Origin of the sequence: Nocardia sp. NPDC004860 (assembly GCF_040609015.1) — a bacterium.
In the GTDB taxonomy this organism is placed as follows: domain Bacteria; phylum Actinomycetota; class Actinomycetes; order Mycobacteriales; family Mycobacteriaceae; genus Nocardia.
Genome location: NZ_JBEXJI010000010.1, coordinates 59413 through 78227 on the forward strand (window position 1 = coordinate 59413; position 18815 = coordinate 78227).

At 67.2% G+C, this 18815-nt stretch carries 20 protein-coding genes and 2 riboswitches; of the genes, 7 read left to right on the forward strand and 13 right to left on the reverse strand.

Features of this window, described 5'->3' with window-relative positions; translation table 11 throughout:
• Positions 1-28 precede the first annotated feature (28 nt).
• The 4 genes from ABZV44_RS20035 to metE all read right to left on the reverse strand — a co-directional run bounded on the left by ABZV44_RS20035 (position 29) and on the right by metE (position 6042).
• Positions 29-1153, reverse strand: coding sequence for a bifunctional 2-methylcitrate synthase/citrate synthase (locus tag ABZV44_RS20035; protein WP_354838106.1), 1125 nt, complete (start codon positions 1151-1153; stop codon positions 29-31).
• Complete coding sequence (gene prpB / locus ABZV44_RS20040; protein ID WP_354838108.1) at positions 1153-2067, reverse strand: methylisocitrate lyase; 915 nt, start codon at positions 2065-2067, stop codon at positions 1153-1155. Before prpB ends, ABZV44_RS20035 begins: the two co-directional genes overlap by 1 nt.
• Positions 2067-3569 carry a 2-methylcitrate dehydratase PrpD gene (gene prpD / locus ABZV44_RS20045; RefSeq protein ID WP_354838110.1) on the reverse strand — a complete coding sequence of 501 codons (1503 nt, stop codon included), beginning with the start codon at positions 3567-3569 and terminating at the stop codon, positions 2067-2069. Before prpD ends, prpB begins: the two co-directional genes overlap by 1 nt.
• 214 nt (positions 3570-3783) lie before the next feature.
• Positions 3784-6042, reverse strand: coding sequence for a 5-methyltetrahydropteroyltriglutamate--homocysteine S-methyltransferase (gene metE / locus ABZV44_RS20050; protein WP_354838112.1), 2259 nt, complete (start codon positions 6040-6042; stop codon positions 3784-3786).
• 137 nt (positions 6043-6179) lie between these two features.
• Positions 6180-6397, reverse strand: a riboswitch (cobalamin riboswitch).
• 173 nt (positions 6398-6570) lie between these two features.
• Positions 6571-6687: riboswitch (cobalamin riboswitch) on the forward strand.
• A 38-nt stretch (positions 6688-6725) separates the two neighbouring features.
• On the opposite strand from metE, the gene ABZV44_RS20055 reads away from it, so the two are divergent.
• The 4 genes from ABZV44_RS20055 to ABZV44_RS20070 all read left to right on the forward strand — a co-directional run bounded on the left by ABZV44_RS20055 (position 6726) and on the right by ABZV44_RS20070 (position 9097).
• Entirely contained in the window at positions 6726-6941 is a 216-nt protein-coding gene (locus ABZV44_RS20055; RefSeq protein WP_354838114.1) for a CbtB-domain containing protein, read from the forward strand.
• 22 nt (positions 6942-6963) lie between these two features.
• Positions 6964-7803: a CbtA family protein gene (locus ABZV44_RS20060; protein WP_354838116.1), complete on the forward strand. Its 840-nt coding sequence runs from the start codon at positions 6964-6966 to the stop codon at positions 7801-7803.
• Positions 7800-8372, forward strand: a complete 573-nt coding sequence (locus tag ABZV44_RS20065; protein WP_354838118.1) for a histidine phosphatase family protein — start codon at positions 7800-7802, stop codon at positions 8370-8372. The genes ABZV44_RS20060 and ABZV44_RS20065 overlap by 4 nt, the downstream gene beginning before the upstream one ends.
• Before the next feature lie 521 nt (positions 8373-8893).
• On the forward strand, positions 8894-9097 hold the full coding sequence (locus ABZV44_RS20070; protein WP_354838120.1) for a zinc transporter Slc39a7: 204 nt from the start codon (positions 8894-8896) through the stop codon (positions 9095-9097).
• Positions 9098-9145: 48 nt separating this feature from the next.
• Here ABZV44_RS20070 and ABZV44_RS20075 read toward each other — a convergent pair whose 3' ends face one another.
• Positions 9146-10267, reverse strand: coding sequence for a HoxN/HupN/NixA family nickel/cobalt transporter (locus ABZV44_RS20075; RefSeq protein ID WP_354838122.1), 1122 nt, complete (start codon positions 10265-10267; stop codon positions 9146-9148).
• Between the two features lie 122 nt (positions 10268-10389).
• On the opposite strand from ABZV44_RS20075, the gene ABZV44_RS20080 reads away from it, so the two are divergent.
• Positions 10390-10866, forward strand: coding sequence for a transcriptional repressor (locus ABZV44_RS20080; RefSeq protein ID WP_354838124.1), 477 nt, complete (start codon positions 10390-10392; stop codon positions 10864-10866).
• 42 nt (positions 10867-10908) lie between these two features.
• Here the strand turns inward: ABZV44_RS20080 and ABZV44_RS20085 are convergent, their stop codons facing one another.
• Together ABZV44_RS20085 and ABZV44_RS20090 are read right to left on the reverse strand one after the other, a co-directional pair.
• Complete coding sequence (locus ABZV44_RS20085) at positions 10909-11178, reverse strand: hypothetical protein (RefSeq protein ID WP_354838126.1); 270 nt, start codon at positions 11176-11178, stop codon at positions 10909-10911.
• Positions 11179-11215: 37 nt separating this feature from the next.
• Positions 11216-11695, reverse strand: coding sequence for a hypothetical protein (locus tag ABZV44_RS20090; RefSeq protein WP_354838128.1), 480 nt, complete (start codon positions 11693-11695; stop codon positions 11216-11218).
• 89 nt (positions 11696-11784) lie between these two features.
• Between ABZV44_RS20090 and ABZV44_RS20095 the strand changes: the two genes are divergently transcribed.
• Positions 11785-12702 (forward strand): helix-turn-helix transcriptional regulator, encoded by a 918-nt coding sequence (locus tag ABZV44_RS20095; protein ID WP_354838130.1) that lies wholly within the window; start codon positions 11785-11787, stop codon positions 12700-12702.
• Complete coding sequence (locus ABZV44_RS20100) at positions 12689-12901, forward strand: DUF397 domain-containing protein (protein WP_354838132.1); 213 nt, start codon at positions 12689-12691, stop codon at positions 12899-12901. The genes ABZV44_RS20095 and ABZV44_RS20100 overlap by 14 nt, the downstream gene beginning before the upstream one ends.
• A gap of 273 nt (positions 12902-13174) precedes the next feature.
• Here ABZV44_RS20100 and ABZV44_RS20105 read toward each other — a convergent pair whose 3' ends face one another.
• The 6 genes from ABZV44_RS20105 to ABZV44_RS20130 all read right to left on the reverse strand — a co-directional run bounded on the left by ABZV44_RS20105 (position 13175) and on the right by ABZV44_RS20130 (position 18796).
• Positions 13175-13618 carry a hypothetical protein gene (locus tag ABZV44_RS20105; RefSeq protein WP_354838134.1) on the reverse strand — a complete coding sequence of 148 codons (444 nt, stop codon included), beginning with the start codon at positions 13616-13618 and terminating at the stop codon, positions 13175-13177.
• Between the two features lie 154 nt (positions 13619-13772).
• A complete protein-coding gene (locus ABZV44_RS20110) occupies positions 13773-14162 on the reverse strand; it encodes a peptidase inhibitor family I36 protein (protein WP_354838136.1) in 390 nt (129 codons plus the stop codon).
• 83 nt (positions 14163-14245) lie between these two features.
• Positions 14246-15214, reverse strand: a complete 969-nt coding sequence (locus ABZV44_RS20115) for a short-chain dehydrogenase/reductase (protein WP_354838138.1) — start codon at positions 15212-15214, stop codon at positions 14246-14248.
• Positions 15214-16713: an NAD(P)/FAD-dependent oxidoreductase gene (locus ABZV44_RS20120; RefSeq protein WP_354838140.1), complete on the reverse strand. Its 1500-nt coding sequence runs from the start codon at positions 16711-16713 to the stop codon at positions 15214-15216. The genes ABZV44_RS20115 and ABZV44_RS20120 overlap by 1 nt, the downstream gene beginning before the upstream one ends.
• Before the next feature lie 14 nt (positions 16714-16727).
• Positions 16728-17747 carry a PDR/VanB family oxidoreductase gene (locus tag ABZV44_RS20125; protein WP_354838503.1) on the reverse strand — a complete coding sequence of 340 codons (1020 nt, stop codon included), beginning with the start codon at positions 17745-17747 and terminating at the stop codon, positions 16728-16730.
• A gap of 155 nt (positions 17748-17902) precedes the next feature.
• Positions 17903-18796, reverse strand: a complete 894-nt coding sequence (locus ABZV44_RS20130) for a metal-dependent hydrolase (protein ID WP_354838142.1) — start codon at positions 18794-18796, stop codon at positions 17903-17905.
• Positions 18797-18815 lie beyond the last annotated feature (19 nt).

Below are 18815 nucleotides of genomic sequence, written 5' to 3' on the forward strand. Positions count from 1 at the left end.
CGCTGGAAGAGCCTCGTGGCGGGGTGTATCAGGCGACGACGGAACGTTGTGGGACGCCGACGTATTGGCTCAGGGGGCGGATCAGGGCGTTGGAGGCGCTCTGTTCGATGATGTGGGCGGTCCAGCCGGTGATGCGGCTCATGACGAAGATGGGGGTGAAGGCTTCGATGTCGAAGCCGAGTAGGTAATAGGCCGGGCCGGTGGGGAAGTCGAGGTTCGGCTTGATGCCGGTGGCCTCGTTCATCGTGCGTTCGAGGATGTCGTACATCCGCACCCAGGTGCCGCCGTCGGTGGCGGCGGCGATGTCGAGGAAGGCCTTTCGCATGGTGGGCACCCGGGAGTCGCCGTTCTTGTAGACCCGGTGGCCGAAGCCCATGACCTTTTCGTTTCGGGACAGCTTGGTGCGCATCCACTCCTCGGCCAGCGCCGGATCGCCGATCTCGAGCATGTCGTGCATGACCGCCTCGTTCGCCCCGCCGTGGAGCCGACCCTTGAGCGCGCCGATGGCGGCGGTGACGGCGCTGTAGATATCGGAGAGGGTCGAGGTGACCACGCGGGCGGCGAAGGTGGAGGCGTTGAAGCTGTGCTCCGCGTACAGGATCAGCGAGACCTCGAAGGCCTTCACCAGTCCGGGTGCCGGGATCTTGCCGAAGCACATGTTCAGGAAGTTCTCCGCGAAACCCAGATGTGAGTGCGGCGCAATGGGATCCAGGCCGTGGCGGCGGCGGTGATCGGCGGCCACGATGGTCGGCAGCACGGCCATCATGCGAAGTGCCTTGGCGCGGTTGGCTTTCGTCGAGTTGTCGTCCTCATCGGGATCTTCGGCGCCGAGATAACTGATGGCGGTGCGTACCACGTCCATGGGGTGGCAGTTGTCGGGCAGTTTGGCCACCAGCGACAGCAGCGAGCGGTCCGCGCGCCGCGAGGCACGTTCCTGCTGCAGGAACTGGGTCAACTGGGTGTCGTCGGGCAGTTCTCCGTACCAGAGCAGGTAGGCGACCTGTTCGAAGCTGCAGTGCGCGGCCAGATCCTGGACCGCGTAGCCGCGGTAGGTCAGAGAGTTGGTTTCCGGCACCACCTTGGAGATCGCGGTGGTGTCGACGACGACGCCGGCGAGACCCTTGTAAATGGTCGGTATCGCGGTCTCCGTCATTACTGATTCCTTCCAAGTGTGAAATTGAAGATGTCGGAATCGAATTCGTTGTAGCGCTCGTACTGCAGCAGCTCGTAGAGCCGGCTGCGGTGTTGCATGCGATCCAGCAGCCCGGACTGGGTACCGGTCGCCGCGATCTCCCGCAATCCGGTTTCGGTGGCGAACATCGCCAGCCGCAGCGTGGTCACCGGGTAGATGACGGCGTTGTAGCCGATCGATTCGAGCGTCCGGGCCGGAATCAGTTCGGACTTGCCGAACTCGGTCATGTTGGCCAGCAAGGGAATCGAGATCGCGGCGCGGAACTTCTCGAAGTCGGCCTCGGTGTGCAGCGCCTCGGTGAAGATCAGGTCGGCACCGGCGTCGGCGTAGGCCTTGGCCCGGTCGATGGCCGCGTCCATGCCCTCGATGCCCGCGGCGTCGGTGCGCGCACAGATCACGAAGTTCGGGTCCCGGCGGGCAGCCACGGCCGCCCGCAGGCGGCGCACCATGTCGGCGGTGGGCACCACCGCCTTGCCGTCGAGGTGGCCGCAGCGTTTGGGATTGACCTGGTCTTCGAGATGCAGTCCGGCGATGCCGGCATCCTCCATGACCGTGACGGTGCGCGCGGCGCTCATGGGTTCACCGAATCCGGTGTCGGCGTCGATGAGCACGGGCAGGTCGGTGACCCGGGCGATCTGCTGACCGCGCCCGGCCACCTCGGTCAGCGTGGTGAGCCCGATATCGGGCAAGCCCAGATCAGCGGAGAGCACCGCGCCGGAGACATAGACGCCCTCGAAGCCGATCTCCTGAATCAGCTTGGCCACCAACGGATTGAACGCACCCGGGAACCGCTGAATCGTGCCCGAGCTCAGCCCCGCTCTGAACGCTGCGCGCTTGTCTGCGGCCGAGGTGGCGGCGGCGAGCGGGCCGGTCATCAGAACAGCCCCTTCGGCAACCGGGGCGCGCGGGCGAGCACGTCCGACGAGACGGTGAACGTGAGCTCCGACAGCTCGTTCGCGGACAGCTCGCCCGCGCGCTGGGCCACCTCGAGGAAGCGATCCTGCTCGCCGGGCGCGATGACACCCTCGGCGAGAGTGCGGAACTTGGCGAGGTATTGATCCCGGGCGAAGGGACGCGCGCCGAGCGGATGCGCATCGGCGACGGCCAACTCGTCGATGATCACCTCACCGCTTTTCAGCGTGACCTCGGCGCGGGCGCCGAACGCCTTCTCGTTCGGGTCTGTCGAGTGGTAGCGCCGCGTCCACTCCGGATCCTCGGTGGTGGAGATCTTGTTCCACAGCTCGATCGTGTCCGGACGTTGCGCGCGCTCCGGCGCGTAGGAGCGCTCGTGATGCCAGGTGCCGTCCTGCAGCGCCACCGCGAAGATGTACATGACCGAGTGGTCGAGGGTTTCGCGAGAAGCCTTGGGGTCGAACTTCTGCGGATCGTTCGACCCGGTGCCGATCACGGAGTGGGTGTGATGGCTGGTGTGCAGCATGATCGACGCGATCTGATCGAGGTCACCGATCCGCCCCCGCATCCGCCGCGCGAGATCGATCGGTGCCTGGCTCTGGTATTCGGCCGAGTGCTCCTTGGTGTAAGTGTCGAGAATCCCGCGTTTGGGCTCACCCGGACCCGGCAGCGGCACCGAGTATTCCGCATTCGGGCCGCCCAGCAGCCAGGCGATCACACCGTCCTCGCCCTCCCAGATCGGTGCGGGCGCGCCCTCGCCGCGCATGGCGCGATCCACGGCCTCCACGGCCATCTTCCCGGCGAAGGCCGGTGCGTAGGCCTTCCAGCTCGAGATCTCACCCTTGCGGGACTGACGGGTCGCGGTGGTGGTGTGCAGCGCCTGACCGACGGCCTGGTAGATGGTCTCGGTGTCCAGGCCGAGGAGCGTGCCGATGCCGGCGGCCGCCGACGGTCCGAGGTGGGCGACATGGTCGATCTTGTGCTCGTGCAGGCAGATCGCGCGCACCAGGTCGACCTGGATCTCGTAACCCGTTGCGAAACCGCGGATCAGGTCGCGGCCGGTGCGTCCGGTGTGCTGCGCGACGGCCAGGATCGGCGGGATGTTGTCGCCCGGGTGCGAGTACTCGGCGGCCAGGAAGGTGTCGTGGAAGTCGAGTTCGCGCACCGCGACCCCATTGGCCCACGCCGCCCACTCCGGGGAGTACGAGCCCTCGACCCCGAACACGGTGGCGCCCGGCCGGTAGGGGTGGGCCAGCGCCTGCGCACGGGCATTGGCGACCGGGCGGCGGGCGATCGAGGCCGCCGCGACCGCCGCATTGTCGATGATCCGGTTGACGATCATCGCCTCCACCTCCGGAGCGACCTCCACGGCATCCGCGGCAACCTCGGCGATCCGCCAGGCGAGGTGTTCCTCTCGAGGGAAGGGCTCGGCGGAGCGGTGAGTGCGGACGAGATGGTGCTGCACGGGCGGGTCCTCCCAGACGTCGATTTCACCTGTACATTCCGGACGCTACCGAGCGCTGTATTCGGCTTGAATACCTCGCAATTGCCTACTTTTGCGGACCCGACCCTGCGAATCTGTGAAATTTGCGGGGACACCGTGTGTCGGCCGTGTCTTCAGCTGGGCCGTGAAAACGCCGCCGGGGCGCCCCCGTGGCACGGAGCGCCCCGGCGCGCGGTCAGCGCAGCGCCTGTGCCGCCGCGACCAGGTTGCGTAGCGAGGCGGTCACCTCATCGGTGTGACGCGTCTTCAGACCGCAGTCGGGGTTGACCCAGAGCCGTTCGGCCGGAACGGCTTTCAGTGCCAGGCTCAGCGACTGCTCGATCTCGTCCGGGCCCGGCACGCGCGGTGAGTGGATGTCGTACACGCCCGGTCCCACACCCAGGTCGAAGCCTGCGGCCGTGAGGTCGTCGAGCACCTCCATATGGGAGCGGGCGGCTTCGATCGAGGTGACGTCGGCGTCCAATTCCGCAATGGCGCCGATGATCTCGCCGAACTCCGAGTAGCACAGGTGCGTGTGGATCTGCGTGGCGTCCGCGACGCCGGAGGTCGCCAGCCGGAACGCGTCCACCGCCCAATCGAGGTAGGCGGGCTGGTCGGCGCGGCGCAGCGGCAGCAGTTCCCGCAGCGCGGGCTCGTCCACCTGGATGATGCCGATACCCGCGGCCTCGAGATCCACCGTCTCGTCCCGGATCGCCAGCGCTATCTGGCGTGCGGTGTCCGCGAGCGGCTGATCGTCGCGGATGTAGGACCACGCCAGGATGGTGACCGGCCCGGTGAGCATGCCCTTGACCGGCTTGGCGGTCAGCGACTGGGCGTAGGTGCTCCAGCCGACCGTCATCGCCGCCGGGCGCACCACGTCGCCGAACAGGATCGGGGGCCGCACGCATCGGGTGCCGTAGGACTGGACCCAGCCGTTCGCGGTGGCGGCGAATCCGTCGAGCTGCTCGGCGAAGTACTGCACCATGTCATTGCGCTCCGGCTCGCCGTGCACCAGCACGTCCAGGCCGATTTCTTCCTGCAGCGCAACGACTTCGGCGATCTCTGCTCGCATCCGCGCGTCGTACTCGGCCTGCTCGATCTCCCCGCGGGAGAGCTCCGCGCGCGCTACCCGGATCCGGCCGGTCTGCGGGAACGAGCCGATCGTCGTGGTCGGCAGCAGCGGCAGGTTCAGTCGTTGCCGCTGGAGCGTCCGGCGCTCTTCAGCCGGGGCGCGCCGGGCATCGGTCGCCCCGGCCAGGCGGGCCCGCACGGTCGCGTTGTGCAACCGGGTGTCGGATCGCCTGTCCCGCACGGCTGTTCGTGCGATCTCCAACTGCTCGCCGACCGCGTCCTGCCCCTCATGCAGGGCGCTCGCGAGCATCCGGATCTCCGCGATCTTCTCCGCGCCGAAGGCCAGCCACGAGCGCAGCCGCGGCTCCAGTGCGGTCTCGGTGTCCAGGCTGTACGGAACATGCAGCAGCGAGCAGGAGCTCGACACGGCGACCTGGGCGCCGCCCTCGCGCAGGGCGGCCAGCCGGGGCAGGGCACGATCGGGATCGACGCGCCACACGTTGTAGCCGTCGACGATGCCGGCCACGACGAGCGTGTCCCGAAGTGACTGCGCCGCAGCCACATCGGCGTCGTCGCCTGCGACCAGGTCGACGGCGATGCCCTCGACACCGGTCGCCGCCAGCACCGGCAGTGCCGCACCCAAACGGCCGAAATACGAGGCCACCAGCAGCGCGGGCCGCGCGGATACCTCGGCCAGCCTGCGATAGACGGTGTGCACCAGCGCCAGCTCGGTCTCGCTCAGGTCGGTGACCAGCACCGGTTCGTCGAGCTGCACCCACCGCGCGCCCGCCTCCGCCAGCAGGCCCAGCAGCCGCTCGTACAGCGGCAGCAGATCCGGCAGCCGGTCCAGTAGGTCGCTGCCGTCCACCGACTTCGCCAGTTTCAGGAACGTGATCGGTCCGACGATCACGGGACGGGCCGGGACACCCAGTGCCAGAGCCTCTTTCAGCTCGGCCAGCGGCTTGGCCGGATGCAGCGAGAACTCCGTCGCGGCCGAGAGCTCCGGCACCAGGTAGTGGTAGTTGGTGTCGAACCACTTGGTCATCTCCAAGGGCGCGACCTCGGCGGTGCCGCGCGCGGCGGCGAAGTACCGGTCCAGCTCGTCCTCGATGCCGCGCACCCGGCCGGGCAGCGCGCCCAGCAGCACCGCGGTGTCGAGCACATGGTCGTAGTACGAGAACGTCCCCACCGGAACCGAATCCAGACCGGTGTCGCGGATCCGCAGCAGCTGTGCGGCGCGCAGCCCCGCCGCGACATCGTGCAGCGTGGCGGCGTCGATCCGCCCCGCCCAGTACGACTCGACCGCGCGCTTGAGCTCGCGGTTGGGCCCGATGCGCGGCAATCCGAGCACCGTGGCGGTGAAAGTGTTGTCAGGGTTCAGCATTGATGAACTCCTTGGTCAGTAGCCGATGGCCGCCGCCCTCAAAGAACGCACGCTGACGGAGCCCGCAAAGCATCGATCCCGTGCCCAGGTCCCACTCGGCGTAGCGCCCAATCCACGAGGCGATGACCGCCGGATACGGCGTATCCGGCACAACGGGCAGGTCTTCGGACTCGTGGGCATCGACCCGGAAGGGTCGGCCCCGGCGCTCGAGGCCGGAGCTGGTCCTACTGGCCGTCGCTTCCCAGGCATCATTTCTCGCGCCCAGTGCGAATGACGGCTGTCGTTCCCACTCACCGCTGCGGGACAGTCCCGGATTCTCACCGGGTTCCCTCTCACCCGCTCGGCACGTGAATGCGCCGCCGGGCTTCGACGCCATCGGATGGATCAGGGGCTCCTCGACTCCACCTCCGGCGAACCAGCTGCGATGGCGAATATAGCGAAGGTTCTCACGACCCCGTTGCGCGGCCGGTGCGATCCCATCAGCTGGACGGTTACGCAGACCCGGATTGACCAGCGTGGATGTGCCCTCGTATGGTTGTTCGACGATGTCTCGAGGAATCCGGTGCAATTCCGGAGCGGTCGCGCCACTGTGAGCATCCCGGTAGGGGTGTGAGTCAGACCCTCGCATCGTGAATTCGATCGACTGTGGGGACGCGAAATCCCCCTGACTCAAAGGGGTCACCGTGGCTACGTCCTACGCTCCTCGTTCCGGTCTCGGCACCGGCGCTCTCGCCCTCCCCACCACCGCCCTGTGGCTGGTCGGCACCACCCTTCTCGCGCTGCTGGCGATCTACTTCATCGGCATCGACCAGGGTGCGGTGTCGATCTTCGGCAGTGACATGCACGTCCACGAGTTCGTGCACGACGGACGGCATTTCCTCGGGTTCCCCTGCCACTAGTCGCGGGAATCGAGTCACCACAATGGAAAAGCGAATCATCGGCCGAGGAGTCCTGCTGGGCGCACTCGGCGGATTGCTGGCGTTCGTCTTCGCCCGGATCCTGGCCGAGCCCATCATCAACCGGGCCATCGACTACGAATCCGGCCGCGACGACGCGCAGATGGCCCTCGACAAGGCCGCCGGAAAACCCATGGGCGACATGGGCGCCGAACTCTTCACCCGCTCCCAACAGGAGAACATCGGGCTGGGCTTCGGCGTGATCGTGTTCGGCGCGGCGCTGGGTGCGCTGTTCGCGGTCGTCTACTTCCTGGCGCTGCGCAAGGCCGGCAAGATCGCCCCCCGCACTCTTGCGCTGCTGGTGTCGGGCGGCATGTTCCTGGTGCTGTACGCGGTGCCGTTCCTGAAATACCCGGCCAACCCGCCCTCGATCGGGCATCCGGAGACCATCAAGGAACGAACGGCGCTGTTCGTGGGCATGATCGTGATCAGTGCGGTCGTCCTGTTCGCCGCCATCTGGCTGGGCCGCAAACTGGCGGCACGGCTGGGCAACTGGACCGCCGCCATCGCGGCTTCCGCCGCCTTCGTGGTGGTCATGGGTGCGGTCATGGCATTGCTCCCCTCCCTCGGGAAGCTTTCGGCCAATGAGGAGTACGGCGACTTCGCCACCGAAACCCCGCAGCCGCTGAAGGATCCGTCCGGAACGATCGTGTACCCCGGCTTCCCCGCCGACGATCTCTATCACTTCCGGCTGTATTCCTTCGCCGCCCAGTTGATCCTGTGGGCGGTCATCGGCGTCGGCTTCGCCTGGCTCGCCCCGCGTCTGCTCGGCGACCGCTCGACCACCACCGAACTGGCCGCATGAGCGCGGTCACCCGCCTCACCCTGGTGACGCACGCGATCACCGACGCCGTGCAGGCCGCCCGCTTCCCGGCCGACGAACCGCTCAACCCGCTCGGGTCGCGGTCGGCCGGGAAAGCGGGCGGCCTCCCCGGCCCCGAACCCGCCGTCGTCTACCACGCTCCGGAAATCCGTACGGCCCAAACCACTCACGGTCTGAGCTTGACCGGAACTCCTGAGCCGGCCCTCCGGGATATCGACCACGGCACCTGGAGCGGCCGGTCGATGGACGCACTCCCGCCCGACCAGCTGATGGCCTGGCTCACCGATCCCGCCTACCGCGCCCACGGCGGCGAATCCATCATCGGACTCCTCGACCGCGTCGGCTCCTGGCTGACCTCGCTGGCCGGCCGCGGTGATCGCATCGTCGCGATCACCCACCCCGCCGTGGTCCGAGCCGCGGTGCTGCTCACCTTGCACGCCCCCGCGGAGTCCTTCTGGCGCATCGACATCCCGCCGCTGACGGCCACCACGCTCCACCATCGCGCCCCCGCCTGGACCCTGCGGACCACCGCCCACGACCTCGTCGTTTGATCGTCGCCGGCGAGCGGACCTCCAGCGGCGGTCGATCGCGCGGGTTATCGGATCCCGACGATCACGCGGTCGTCGCCGTACTGCCACACGATTCCGGATTCGGCGAAGCCCGCCTCGCGGACGTCACCGATCACCTCGAACCGCTGTTCGTGATCGGGCATGTAGTGCTCCTGCTGACGATCCCATCGGCCAACCCAGTACCGTGCTCGCGACATATCGAGTTTGCTGGGCGTCACACGAATCCTCCTCGCAGGTAAGGTATTTCGCGCATTCTGCGACAACCGCGGCCTTCCCGGTCGACGCGCTTCGACGCTCCAGCATAAGTGTGTCGAACCCAATACAAGACCAATTCGTCCGGTTCGGGGCGAAAAGACATCTGCGGCCGCTTACGGACAGAGCCGCAAATGAGGGCACAACTCGTGCGCACCCGCCGATGGTCCGGGCATCCCGAATATCACCGCGGCGTGCTGGTATGCATGCAGTGCCGTAAAACTCACCCGATACAGAAAAGGAACCGGGATATGACCGACGAACACTCCCACGTCGAGCCCCATACCCACCCACACAGTCACGGCGCCCAGACCCATACTCATGCACACAGCACGCACGAGCATGACCACAGCGAACACGAACACACCCATACACACGAGGACGGGACCGTGCATTCGCATCGCCATGTACATCAAAGCGATCTACTCGACGATCACTCGCACACCCACGACTGAGCCGAACCGCACGGGAACACCGCTGCGGTGTGGCCGAGCGTCAGCCGGTCAGTCGTGGTGGTCGGTTCCGGGCTGGAGTCCGGCAGTCCATTTCTCTTCGATGCGTCCATAGCGCCAGGCGAGGATGGCGATGGCCCAGGTCGCGACGAACAGCCCGACGATGAGATAGCCGATCAGGTTGAGGTCCAGGGCGCTGATCCAGTCGAAGAAGCCCCCGGTCCAGCCGAATTGGTCGGCGAGCAGGCCGAGAAGTTCGATGGTGCCGATGATGAGGGCGACCGCGACCGAGAGCGCGGTGATGGTGATGTTGTAGTAGACCTTGCGTACCGGTTTGGCGAAGGCCCAGCCGTAGGCGAAGTTCATGAAGCTGCCGTCGATGGTGTCGAACAGGCTCATGCCGGCGGCGAACAGGATCGGCAGGCACAGGATCGCGTACCAGGGCAGGCCCGCCGCCGCGCTGGTGCCGGCCAGGACCAGCAGCGCGACTTCGGTGGCGGTGTCGAACCCGAGGCCGAACAGCAGCCCGATCGGGTACATCTGCCAGGGCTTGGTCACCGACTTCATCACCGGACCCAGCAGTCGGTTCACCAAACCACGTTGTGCGAGTTGGTTTTCCAGCTCGGCCTCGTCGAACTCGCCGCCGCGCATGCGCCGGAACACACGCAGGATGCCCACCAGCACAGCGATATTGATGATCGCGATGATGTAGAGGAACGTCCCCGAGATGGTCGTTCCGATCAGTCCGGTGTAGTGGTGCAGCGCCGAGGAGTCGTCCTCGACCGGCCCGACGATGGCCTGCACGCCGATCGAGAGCAGCAGGGCCAGACCGAAAACGACGCTGGAGTGGCCGAGGGAGAAGAAGAATCCGACCGACAGCGGTCGTTGCCCATCGTGCATGAGTTTGCGGGTGGTGTTGTCGATCGCGGCGATGTGGTCGGCGTCGAAGGCATGCCGCATGCCCAGCGTGTAGGCGGTCAAGCCGACGCCGACACCCAGGGTCCGGTCGCCCAGACTGAAATGTTGCGGAGCGACGAACGCGACCAGGGTGAACCAGCCCAGCACATGCAAGCCGATGATGACCCCGGCCATCGCGGCCAGCCGCAGCCATTCCGGGCGGGTCAACGCCAGCCGATCGGTGACCGCGCGAAAGGGTCTCAGGATTGCAGACATCACGATATGCCCTCTCCGCACGAGTCGAATTCATCGAAGGTAGAACGCATCCCGGCTTGTTGCAACTGATTGGCAAGACGGGGGTTGGCGGCTGAGCGGGTCGAAACGGCAGACTGGGGGCCATGGCGCGCGTTTCGCACCTCACTCACGCCCCGGCGCCGACCGGTGAGCACAACGCTCGCCATCTGCTGCGCAACCACGGACTGCGATGCACCGCACCGCGACTGGCTGTGCTGTCGATCCTGGACGGCTCGCGCGAGCAGGGACACCTGACCGTGGCCCAGATCCAGCAGGGCCTCGCCTCGGCCGGCCACGAGGTCGACCTCACCACCGTCTACCGGACCGTCGCGACCCTGGTCGACGCGGAAGTGCTGCACGCCTTGGTCATCGACGAACGGATCACCAGTTACGGACTCACCGACATCCCGCACCATCACGCGGTGTGCACCCGGTGTGGCGCGCTCGACGAGGTCCCCTCGGCACATCTCACCGTGGCCCTGGCCGAAGCACGCAACGGCAGCCGCTTCGCCCTGCCCGACACCGGCGGACTCACCTTGCACGGACTGTGCCCAGCCTGCCAGCAGGACACCGAGAACTGACCACGCAAGAGTCGCGGTCGAGTACTCGATGGTTTTGCGGGGTCAATTCATGTTCGCGATGTGGTGCCGGATGACGTCGTCGACCGGGTGACGAGCCGGGCCGGAATCCGGGGGATCGGCGCCGTCGAGAATGGAGTCGAGAATGGCGGCCCGGTCGAGAGTCGCCGGGACTCGGTGTGATTCACGCGCGCTGACAATGACCGCGTGCAACACCGTTGCATAGATCTGGGAGCGGGGCACGGTCAGTCGCCACCCGCACCTCTCACGCTCGCGCAAGCGGACCTCGACGATATCGAGAACATCCGTGATCACCTGAATCTCGACTCGGTCGTAGTCATCCCGGTCGCAGTCATCGCAGGGCATGGCGACCGCCGAGAAACACTGCACCCCAACCGGAGAGCGCGTCGCGTAGCACGGCGAACGGCGGTCTCCGGGCTGCTCGGGTTCGCGTAGCACGCGGGTCGTCCAGCACCATCCGTCCGGCCGCGACCAGCTCGGTCCGTGCCCGCCGCCGCACCCGGCAGGTATCCACCCCGCACCCGAGATGCAGCTGCATAGCCGCATGCGCTTGCGCGGCAGTGAGTTCACCGGGGTCCGAATAACACGACCACAACCCACGGATCGCATACCCGCCGCGAATGCGCTCGGCATTCATACGGTTGGACCCGGCAACCTTCCGCTCGCCTTCGATGCGGTCGATGATGGCCTGCACCGACCATTGGTTGTCGCTCGACATCTCGCTGCCTCCCTGCTGTCGTTGTGGTTCCAGCACACCACCAGCGATGCAGGGGATACAGTGATATTGGGTACCCGGCCCGAAGTCGTCCAAAGCTCCATGAGCCGACCCGTAAATCCTGTGGACCGCACCCGATTTCGTGCTCCGATCGACCCGATTTCACGTAGTGATGGGACGTCGACATGACCAATGCGTACGACGACGACACCGAGAACACTCCGAGTTCGACTCGGCCGAGGCGGCAATTAGGTCGGTTCCTACGCGAATGGCGCGAAGCCAATGGCTTTACCATCGCGAGCGCCGCGAAACTGGTCGATTTGTCCGCGTCGGCTCTGCAGCGTATCGAGGCGGGCCAGACCCAGAAGGTGCGCAAGCAAGACGTGCGTGCACTGTGTGAGATCTACGGGGTCGGCTCCGGTGATGCCGCTGCCGCAGCCGATTTGGCGGCCGTGGCCAGAATGCAAGGCTGGTATCACGCGTATGGCGGACTGTATTCGGACGCGTTCAACATGTATGTGGGGCTCGAAGCAGCTGCGCGGCGATTGACCACCTACCACGAGCACATTCCCGGACTGCTGCAGACGGCTGACTACGCCCGCGCCATCATCGGCGCGTATCCGGGATTCGCCGATTCCACCGACGTCGACCGCCGAGTCGAACATCGGCTGAGGCGACAGGCGATCGTTACTCGCAAGACCAATCCTGTTGTCCTGGAGGTGTTGCTGCACGAGTCGGCATTGCACCGGATGATCGGCAACCGGCAGACCATGGCCGCCCAGTTGCGCCACCTGGCCGAAGTATCGAAGCTGGACAACCTCATGGTGCGCATTCACCCGTTCGCGGCCGGGATGACCTGGGGAATGCCACGAGGATCGTTCACAGTCTTGGAGTTCGACGCCGGCGCCAGGCATGAACCAGTGGAACCGCCCATCGTGTATATCGAGGGCGGGCCGACCCAGGACGTGTATCTGGAAAAACCCGACGAAGTGCGACTCTATAGTGAGCTTGCGTCAGCGATTCGAAGCTCGGCACTGGACGATGGAACCACCCGGGAGTTGGTATGCCAGGTGACCAAGGAGTATGAGCGTGAGCAGCATTGATCCCTCCGAGCCCGAGTGGTTCAAAAGCAGCTACAGCGGCAGTCAAGGTGATTGCGTCGAGGTCGCGCATCTGGACGGCGGCATGGTCGGTGTCCGGGACTCCAAGAATCCGACCGGTCCGGCTCTGGTCTTCGGGCCGGGGGAGTGGGATGCCTTCACGTCCGGTGTGGTCGGCGGGAAGCTCGGTCATCCGGCCTGACCTGGATCGCCCTGATGCTGCGGTGACAGGTCAAGTAGATCATCGGGTTTCGGCCTGACGCGCAACTTCCGAGGCTCCGCACCGCGGCGACACCGATGTGGTCCGTGGCCGTGCGTGATGTCGATGGTGTGGATCATGGCGTGGCGGAGCTGGATTCGTTGATGGTCCGAGGCGCGTTCGAAGGCTCGGCCCGCTCCCCGTCGGAAACCAGGGAGCGGGCGTCTGACGATTCTTCTTGCCGGACCTAGGGTTCCGGGTCGGCCGAACCTTCGGCTAGCCGGAGATGCTGGGGAGCGGGCAGCCGAAACTGCCGGTGGAGCTGGCTGCGCCGACCTGAACGGTCAACGGCGTCAGGGGCATGGGGCTGTTGAAGCTGAAACCGGCTGTGGCGGTGAGGACGTGCTGGCCCGGGGTGGCCGGTGTCCACGAGACTTCGGCCGGGTTGCCGAGCAGGCTGGTGCCGACCTTGCCGGTGCCGATGGTGGCTCCGTTGTCGTAGAAGGTGACGGGCATCTCGTTGAACGCGCTGCTGCCGCCGCCGACCAGGTCGCCGCTGGTCAGCGTGTAGCTGCACCCGGTCTGCGGGTTCGAGCCCTTCAGTGTCACCTCGCCCATGCCGGCGGCCGCGGCGTCCGGAGCCGCGGCCAGCAGCAGCGCGCCCGTGCCCGCGACCGCCGTCACGGCGAGTTTCGCGTGGCGCACCCAGGGTGTTGTCATGACGTCCCTTTCACTACGAGATGTCCGCGCGGTCACGAACATCCGACGCGGTCCGCGACCACGCCGAGATAGTGAAATTAACATGCTTCAAAATTGATCGAGCCCGATTCGCGGCAGCCGGACCGGCAGCCGTCCGGCTGCGCGAAGCTCCTGGTCAGTCGCAGAGCTGAACCGCGTCGGTCTTCTTGTCGGCATAGCGCGAGAGAGTGCCACGCTCGTTGTCCTGAATGACCGCGAGGGTTTCCCAGTGGTCGCCCATCCAGTTGAGGAGGGTGACCTGCTGGCCGGTCCGGTTCCAGTACGAGGTGAGCAGATCGCCCTTGCCGGCATTCCCGATGTCGTGGAGGAAGCAGTCGGAGTTGGCCTGGACAACGAGGTTTCCGGTGCCGTCGCGACCCTCCCATCCGCAGAACCGGCCACCGGGGCAGTCGTAGGCGTAGGCGTGCGCGGGGGTGGCGGCGACCAGGGATGTGGCGGTGAGCGCGCCGAATGTCAAGGCGACGGCGGCGAGGGGCGCGAGACGCGCGGTGTTCGAGCGGGACACTGTTTCCTCCTCTGGCGGGACACCCAACTGCGGGTGCTGCCGGGAAGCGTATGGACAGCTGCCGGTTCCGGACGTCCGCCGAACTACTCACCGCGCCTACTCATTCGAAGCGGGCGGCCGGCACCTGGCTGGACCTGTATTCGCCGGACCTGCAATGGAATTGAACTCGGCGATGTCAGCCGGTTCTCGATACCGCGGCGCTCGACCTCCCGCAGCAGCGCGTGCACCCGCGGGTCACGGGCGAGGCGGGAATCGAGCACGGTATTGATCACGCCGCGCAGCAGCGAGTAGGGCATCCAGGCCAGCGGTGAAATGGCCTGCGGTGCGCGGTGCTCGATGGCGTCGGCGATGGTGCGCGCGGCGTGCTCGGCGGTGATGCGGGTGCTCAGCGGCCACGGCAGCAGCGCCTCGATGCGGCGGCCGAGTTCGTCCCGGTCGAGCGTCGAGTGGGTCATCTCGGTGTCGACGATCCCGAAATAGGCGACGCCCGCGGACGCCCCGTGCGGCGCCAGCTCGACCCGCAGCGCCCGGCCGAGCTGCTCCACCGCCGCCTTGCTGATCATGTACGGGGCGCCGCCCATCCCCGGAGCGAAAGCGGCGCACGAGGATACGACCTCGACATGCCCGCCTGCGGCGATGATGTGGCCCAGCGCCGGGTGCACGGTGTTGAACACACCGGTGAGGTTGATGCCGATGACCCGGTCGAACTCGGCGGGCTCCATGGTCCGCAGCGTCGCCGGCGGCGGCACCACGCCCGCGTTCGCCACCACGATGTCGAGATGCCCGAAGTAGGCGACCACCTGCGGAATCGCCTCGGCCATGGCGGCCCGGTCGGAGACATCCGCGATCACCGGCAGAGCCCGATCACCCAGGGCGGCGGCCAGCGAGGTGGCCGCCCTGGCATCGACATCGACGATGGCCACCGACGCGCCCCGCCGGTACAGCACCCCGGCGAGTTCGCGGCCGATACCCTGACCGGCCCCGGTGATGAGGGCGACCCGCCCTTCGGGACGGAAGGGGCCGGGGCCGGGGAGACAGCGCGGAGTGGACATCAGCGGCTCATTTCGTAGGAGTCGGAGTCGAAACGCCGGGTGCGCCGGCGGTATTCGAAGCTCCAGTTGGGGTACAGGCCGGCATTGCGGCCATCGGCGGTGGTGTAGTAGCTCTGGCAGCCGCCGGTCAGCCACACGGTGTCGGCGCTGCGGCGGTCCATCTCGTCGAGGAAGTCGTCCTGCACCTCGGGACGCAGCTCGATCCGGTCGATTCCCCTGTCGCGCATGGTCTTCACCGCATCCACGATGTAGGCGATCTGGGATTCGATCATGTAGACGGCCGATTGGTTCCCGGCCGCGCCGAACGGGCCCAGCGTGCAGAAGAAGTTGGGGAATCCTGCGACGGCCGCGCCCAGATAGCTCTGCGGCTCATGGTGATACAGGTCCGCGATGGACTGCCCGTGCCGTCCGATATAGCGGTGATACGCCGACGGAATCGAGGTGAAGCCGGTGCCGAAGATGATGGTGTCGACCGTGTGCTCGGTGCCGTCGCGCAGCACGATCGAATGCGGGCGCACCTCGGCGATGCCGTCGGTGACGACCTCGACATTCGGCTGATCCAGCGCGGGCAGATAGGCATCGGAGAAGATGGCGCGTTTGCATCCGATGACATAGTCCGGGGTCAGGGTCTTGCGCAGCGCGGGATCGCGCACCTGCCGTAGCAGCTGCAACCGGCCCAGCGCCTCGTATGGATGCCGGAACCGCCTGTCCACCAGCGAGATCAGGCCGAATCCCTCGATGGCGGCGTACCAGCCACCACGGATCGCCCTCTGGGCGAGAGGAATCCGCCGCAGCAGTGTTCGTTCCAACCCCAGCGTGCGCCGGTCCATTCGCGGCACGATCCACGGCGCGGAGCGCTGGAACAGCAGCAGCCGGTCGACCACCGGCTGGATCTCCGGCACGAACTGCACCGCCGACGCGCCCGTGCCGATCACGGCCACGCGCTCGCCGGTCAGGTCATGGTCGTGATCCCAGTGCAGCGAGTGGAAGGCCTTGCCCGCGAACCGATCCAGCCCCGGCAGCTCGGGATACTTGGCCTCCGCGAAGATGCCCGCCGCGGAGATCAGGACATCGGCGGTGAGCGCACCCCGGCTGGTCTCCACCCGCCACCGCGAGTGCGCCTCGTCCCAGCGGGCGTCCAGCAGCTCGGCACCGAATCGGATGTGCCGCACCACATCGTGGTCCGCGGCGACCCGGCGCAGATACTCCAGGATCTCGGCCTGCCGCCCATAGGTTCGCGACCAGTCCGGATTCGGGGCGAACGAATAGCTGTAGAGCTGTGAGGGGACATCGCAGGCGCAGCCGGGATAGGTGTTGGCCCGCCAGGTCCCGCCCAGATCCTCGGCGCGCTCGAGGATCACCAAGTCCTCGAAACCGGCCTCGCGCAGTTTGATCGCCAGGCCGATGCCCCCGAATCCCGCCCCGACGACAGCGATCCCGACATGCTCGGACGGTGCCGAATCTGGTTCGGCCACAGCTGTTTCCGTATCAATCGACATGAGTGTTCCCGCGTTCAGAGATCGAGCACGAGCGCGTCACCGCAGGCGCGGGACACGCAGAGCAACATCCGGTTCTCCCGCTCGGCCGCGGTGAGCAGCCGGTCGCGGTGGTCCACGTCGCCCGCGCGGACCCCGACCTTGCAGGTGCCGCAGAAGCCCTGACGGCAGGAGTAGTTCACATCGGGCAGCACCCGCCGCACCGCCGTGAGCGCCGTCTCCTCCGCGCCGACCCGGACCGTCCGGCCGCTGCGCGCCAGGGTGAGGTCGAAGGCTCGACCGTCGACCACGGGCGGCGCCGAAAAGCGTTCCGTGTGCAGCGATCCCGTCGGATCCAGCGTGAACCGGCAGCGCTGCGCCGCCGCCAGCATGGCGGGCGGACCGCACACGTACACGGCCGCACCGGGTGCCGCGCTCGCGATGATCGCGGCGACGTCGGGTGGTCCGAGTTCGTCGTCGGGCCGTATCTCCGCGTCGGGCAGCTCGTCCAGGAACGGCATCGTCGCCCGCGACCGCCCCGCGTACACCAGTCGCCCGCGCGACCCGGCGGCCCGCACCATCGGCAGGATCGGGGTGATGCCGATCCCGCCCGCCAGGAACAGATACGACGGCGCGTCCACCAGCGTGAAAGCATTGCGCGGCCCGCGAATTCGCATGCGGTCCCCGACCCGGAGCGACTCGTGCAGCTCGCGCGACCCGCCCTCGCCGTCCGGGATCAGCCGCACCGCGATCCGGTACCGCGTCCGATCCCGTGGATCTCCGCACAGCGAGTACTGCCGTTGCCGCCCCGACGGCAGGAACACGTCCACGTGCGCCCCGGGCCGCCAGCTCGGCAGGTCCCGCCCGTCCGGGGCCCGCAGCGCCACCGCGAGCACATCGGGCGCGGGCCGCTCCAGCCGCTCCACGGCCGTGGCCAACTCGAAACCGCTGCGGCGCACCGGATTCGACGGCGACAGCAGCCGTGCCGCGCGGCCGCTCACGAACAGCTGCTTGTAGGCGTCCATCATCCCGCCGAGCATCCGCAGGCTCGCGGGCATCGTCCCCGCATCCACCGGGTCGACCGCATGCGCCCGACCGGTCGCGCTCGCCTGGTCCGGGCTGCCGGACCGGTGCGCCGTGCCGACCCGTGCCGGGGCGGCCGTTCGGCTCCTGGCGCCCAATTGGATTCGCGTGCTCACGCTGTCCTCCGGGCTCACTCGGCAGCCGCCCGCGCCGCTGGAGAGTGCGCGAGATAGCGCAACGCCACATCCATCGGACCCAGCTGCGAGGGGTGGAAACCCGGCCGCAGATACCGCGGAATCTCGGTGAAGAACACCGTCCAGCTGGGAATCACGCCGCGCCGCGTCGCGCTCAGGAACTGCCGCGCCCAGAAGCGACCCTTCCGCGGCGACGGATCCTTCCGGTACAGATACCCGGCCGAAATGATGAACAACGGCAGCAGCGTCGCGCTGGCCAGTACCGCGGTGCGCGCCTTCCGCAGATACCCGCCGTCGAGGTACATGTACGCGTCGTAGACCACGCTGCGGTGCTCGACCTCCTCGGCTCCGTGCCAGCGCACCAGGTCCAGCATGGCCGGATGCATGCCCTCGGCCTCCAGAATGTCGGCATTGAGCAGCCATTCGCCGATGACGGCCGTGTAGTGCTCCATCCCGGCGAACAGGCCCAGCCGCTCCTTGAGCCATTCCTCCCGCGCCCGGCCGCTCAGTCCGTGATCGCCGAGAATCCGATCGACGAGCCAGGCGATGGCATCGACATAGGAGTCGACGTCCAGCCCGAGGGACTGCAGGTGCCGGCGCGCCGCCTCGTGACTGCTGGCGTGCATGGACTCCTGCCCGATGAACCCGGTCACCTCCTCCCGCAGCCGCTCGTCGTGGATGTGGGGGAGGGCCTCCGCCAGCGTCTGCGCCATGGCCCGTTCGCCCTCCGGCAGCACCAGGTGCATGACATCGACAATGTGGGTTGCCAGGACTTCGCCCGGAATGTAGTGCAGCGGAACGGAATCGAAATCGAACCGCACATCGCGGGCGGAGATGGCGTGCGCCTCGTCGCGGTAGTGGCGCTGCGCCGCGCCAGCCTTGTCAGCCATGATCGAACCGTACAGCGCA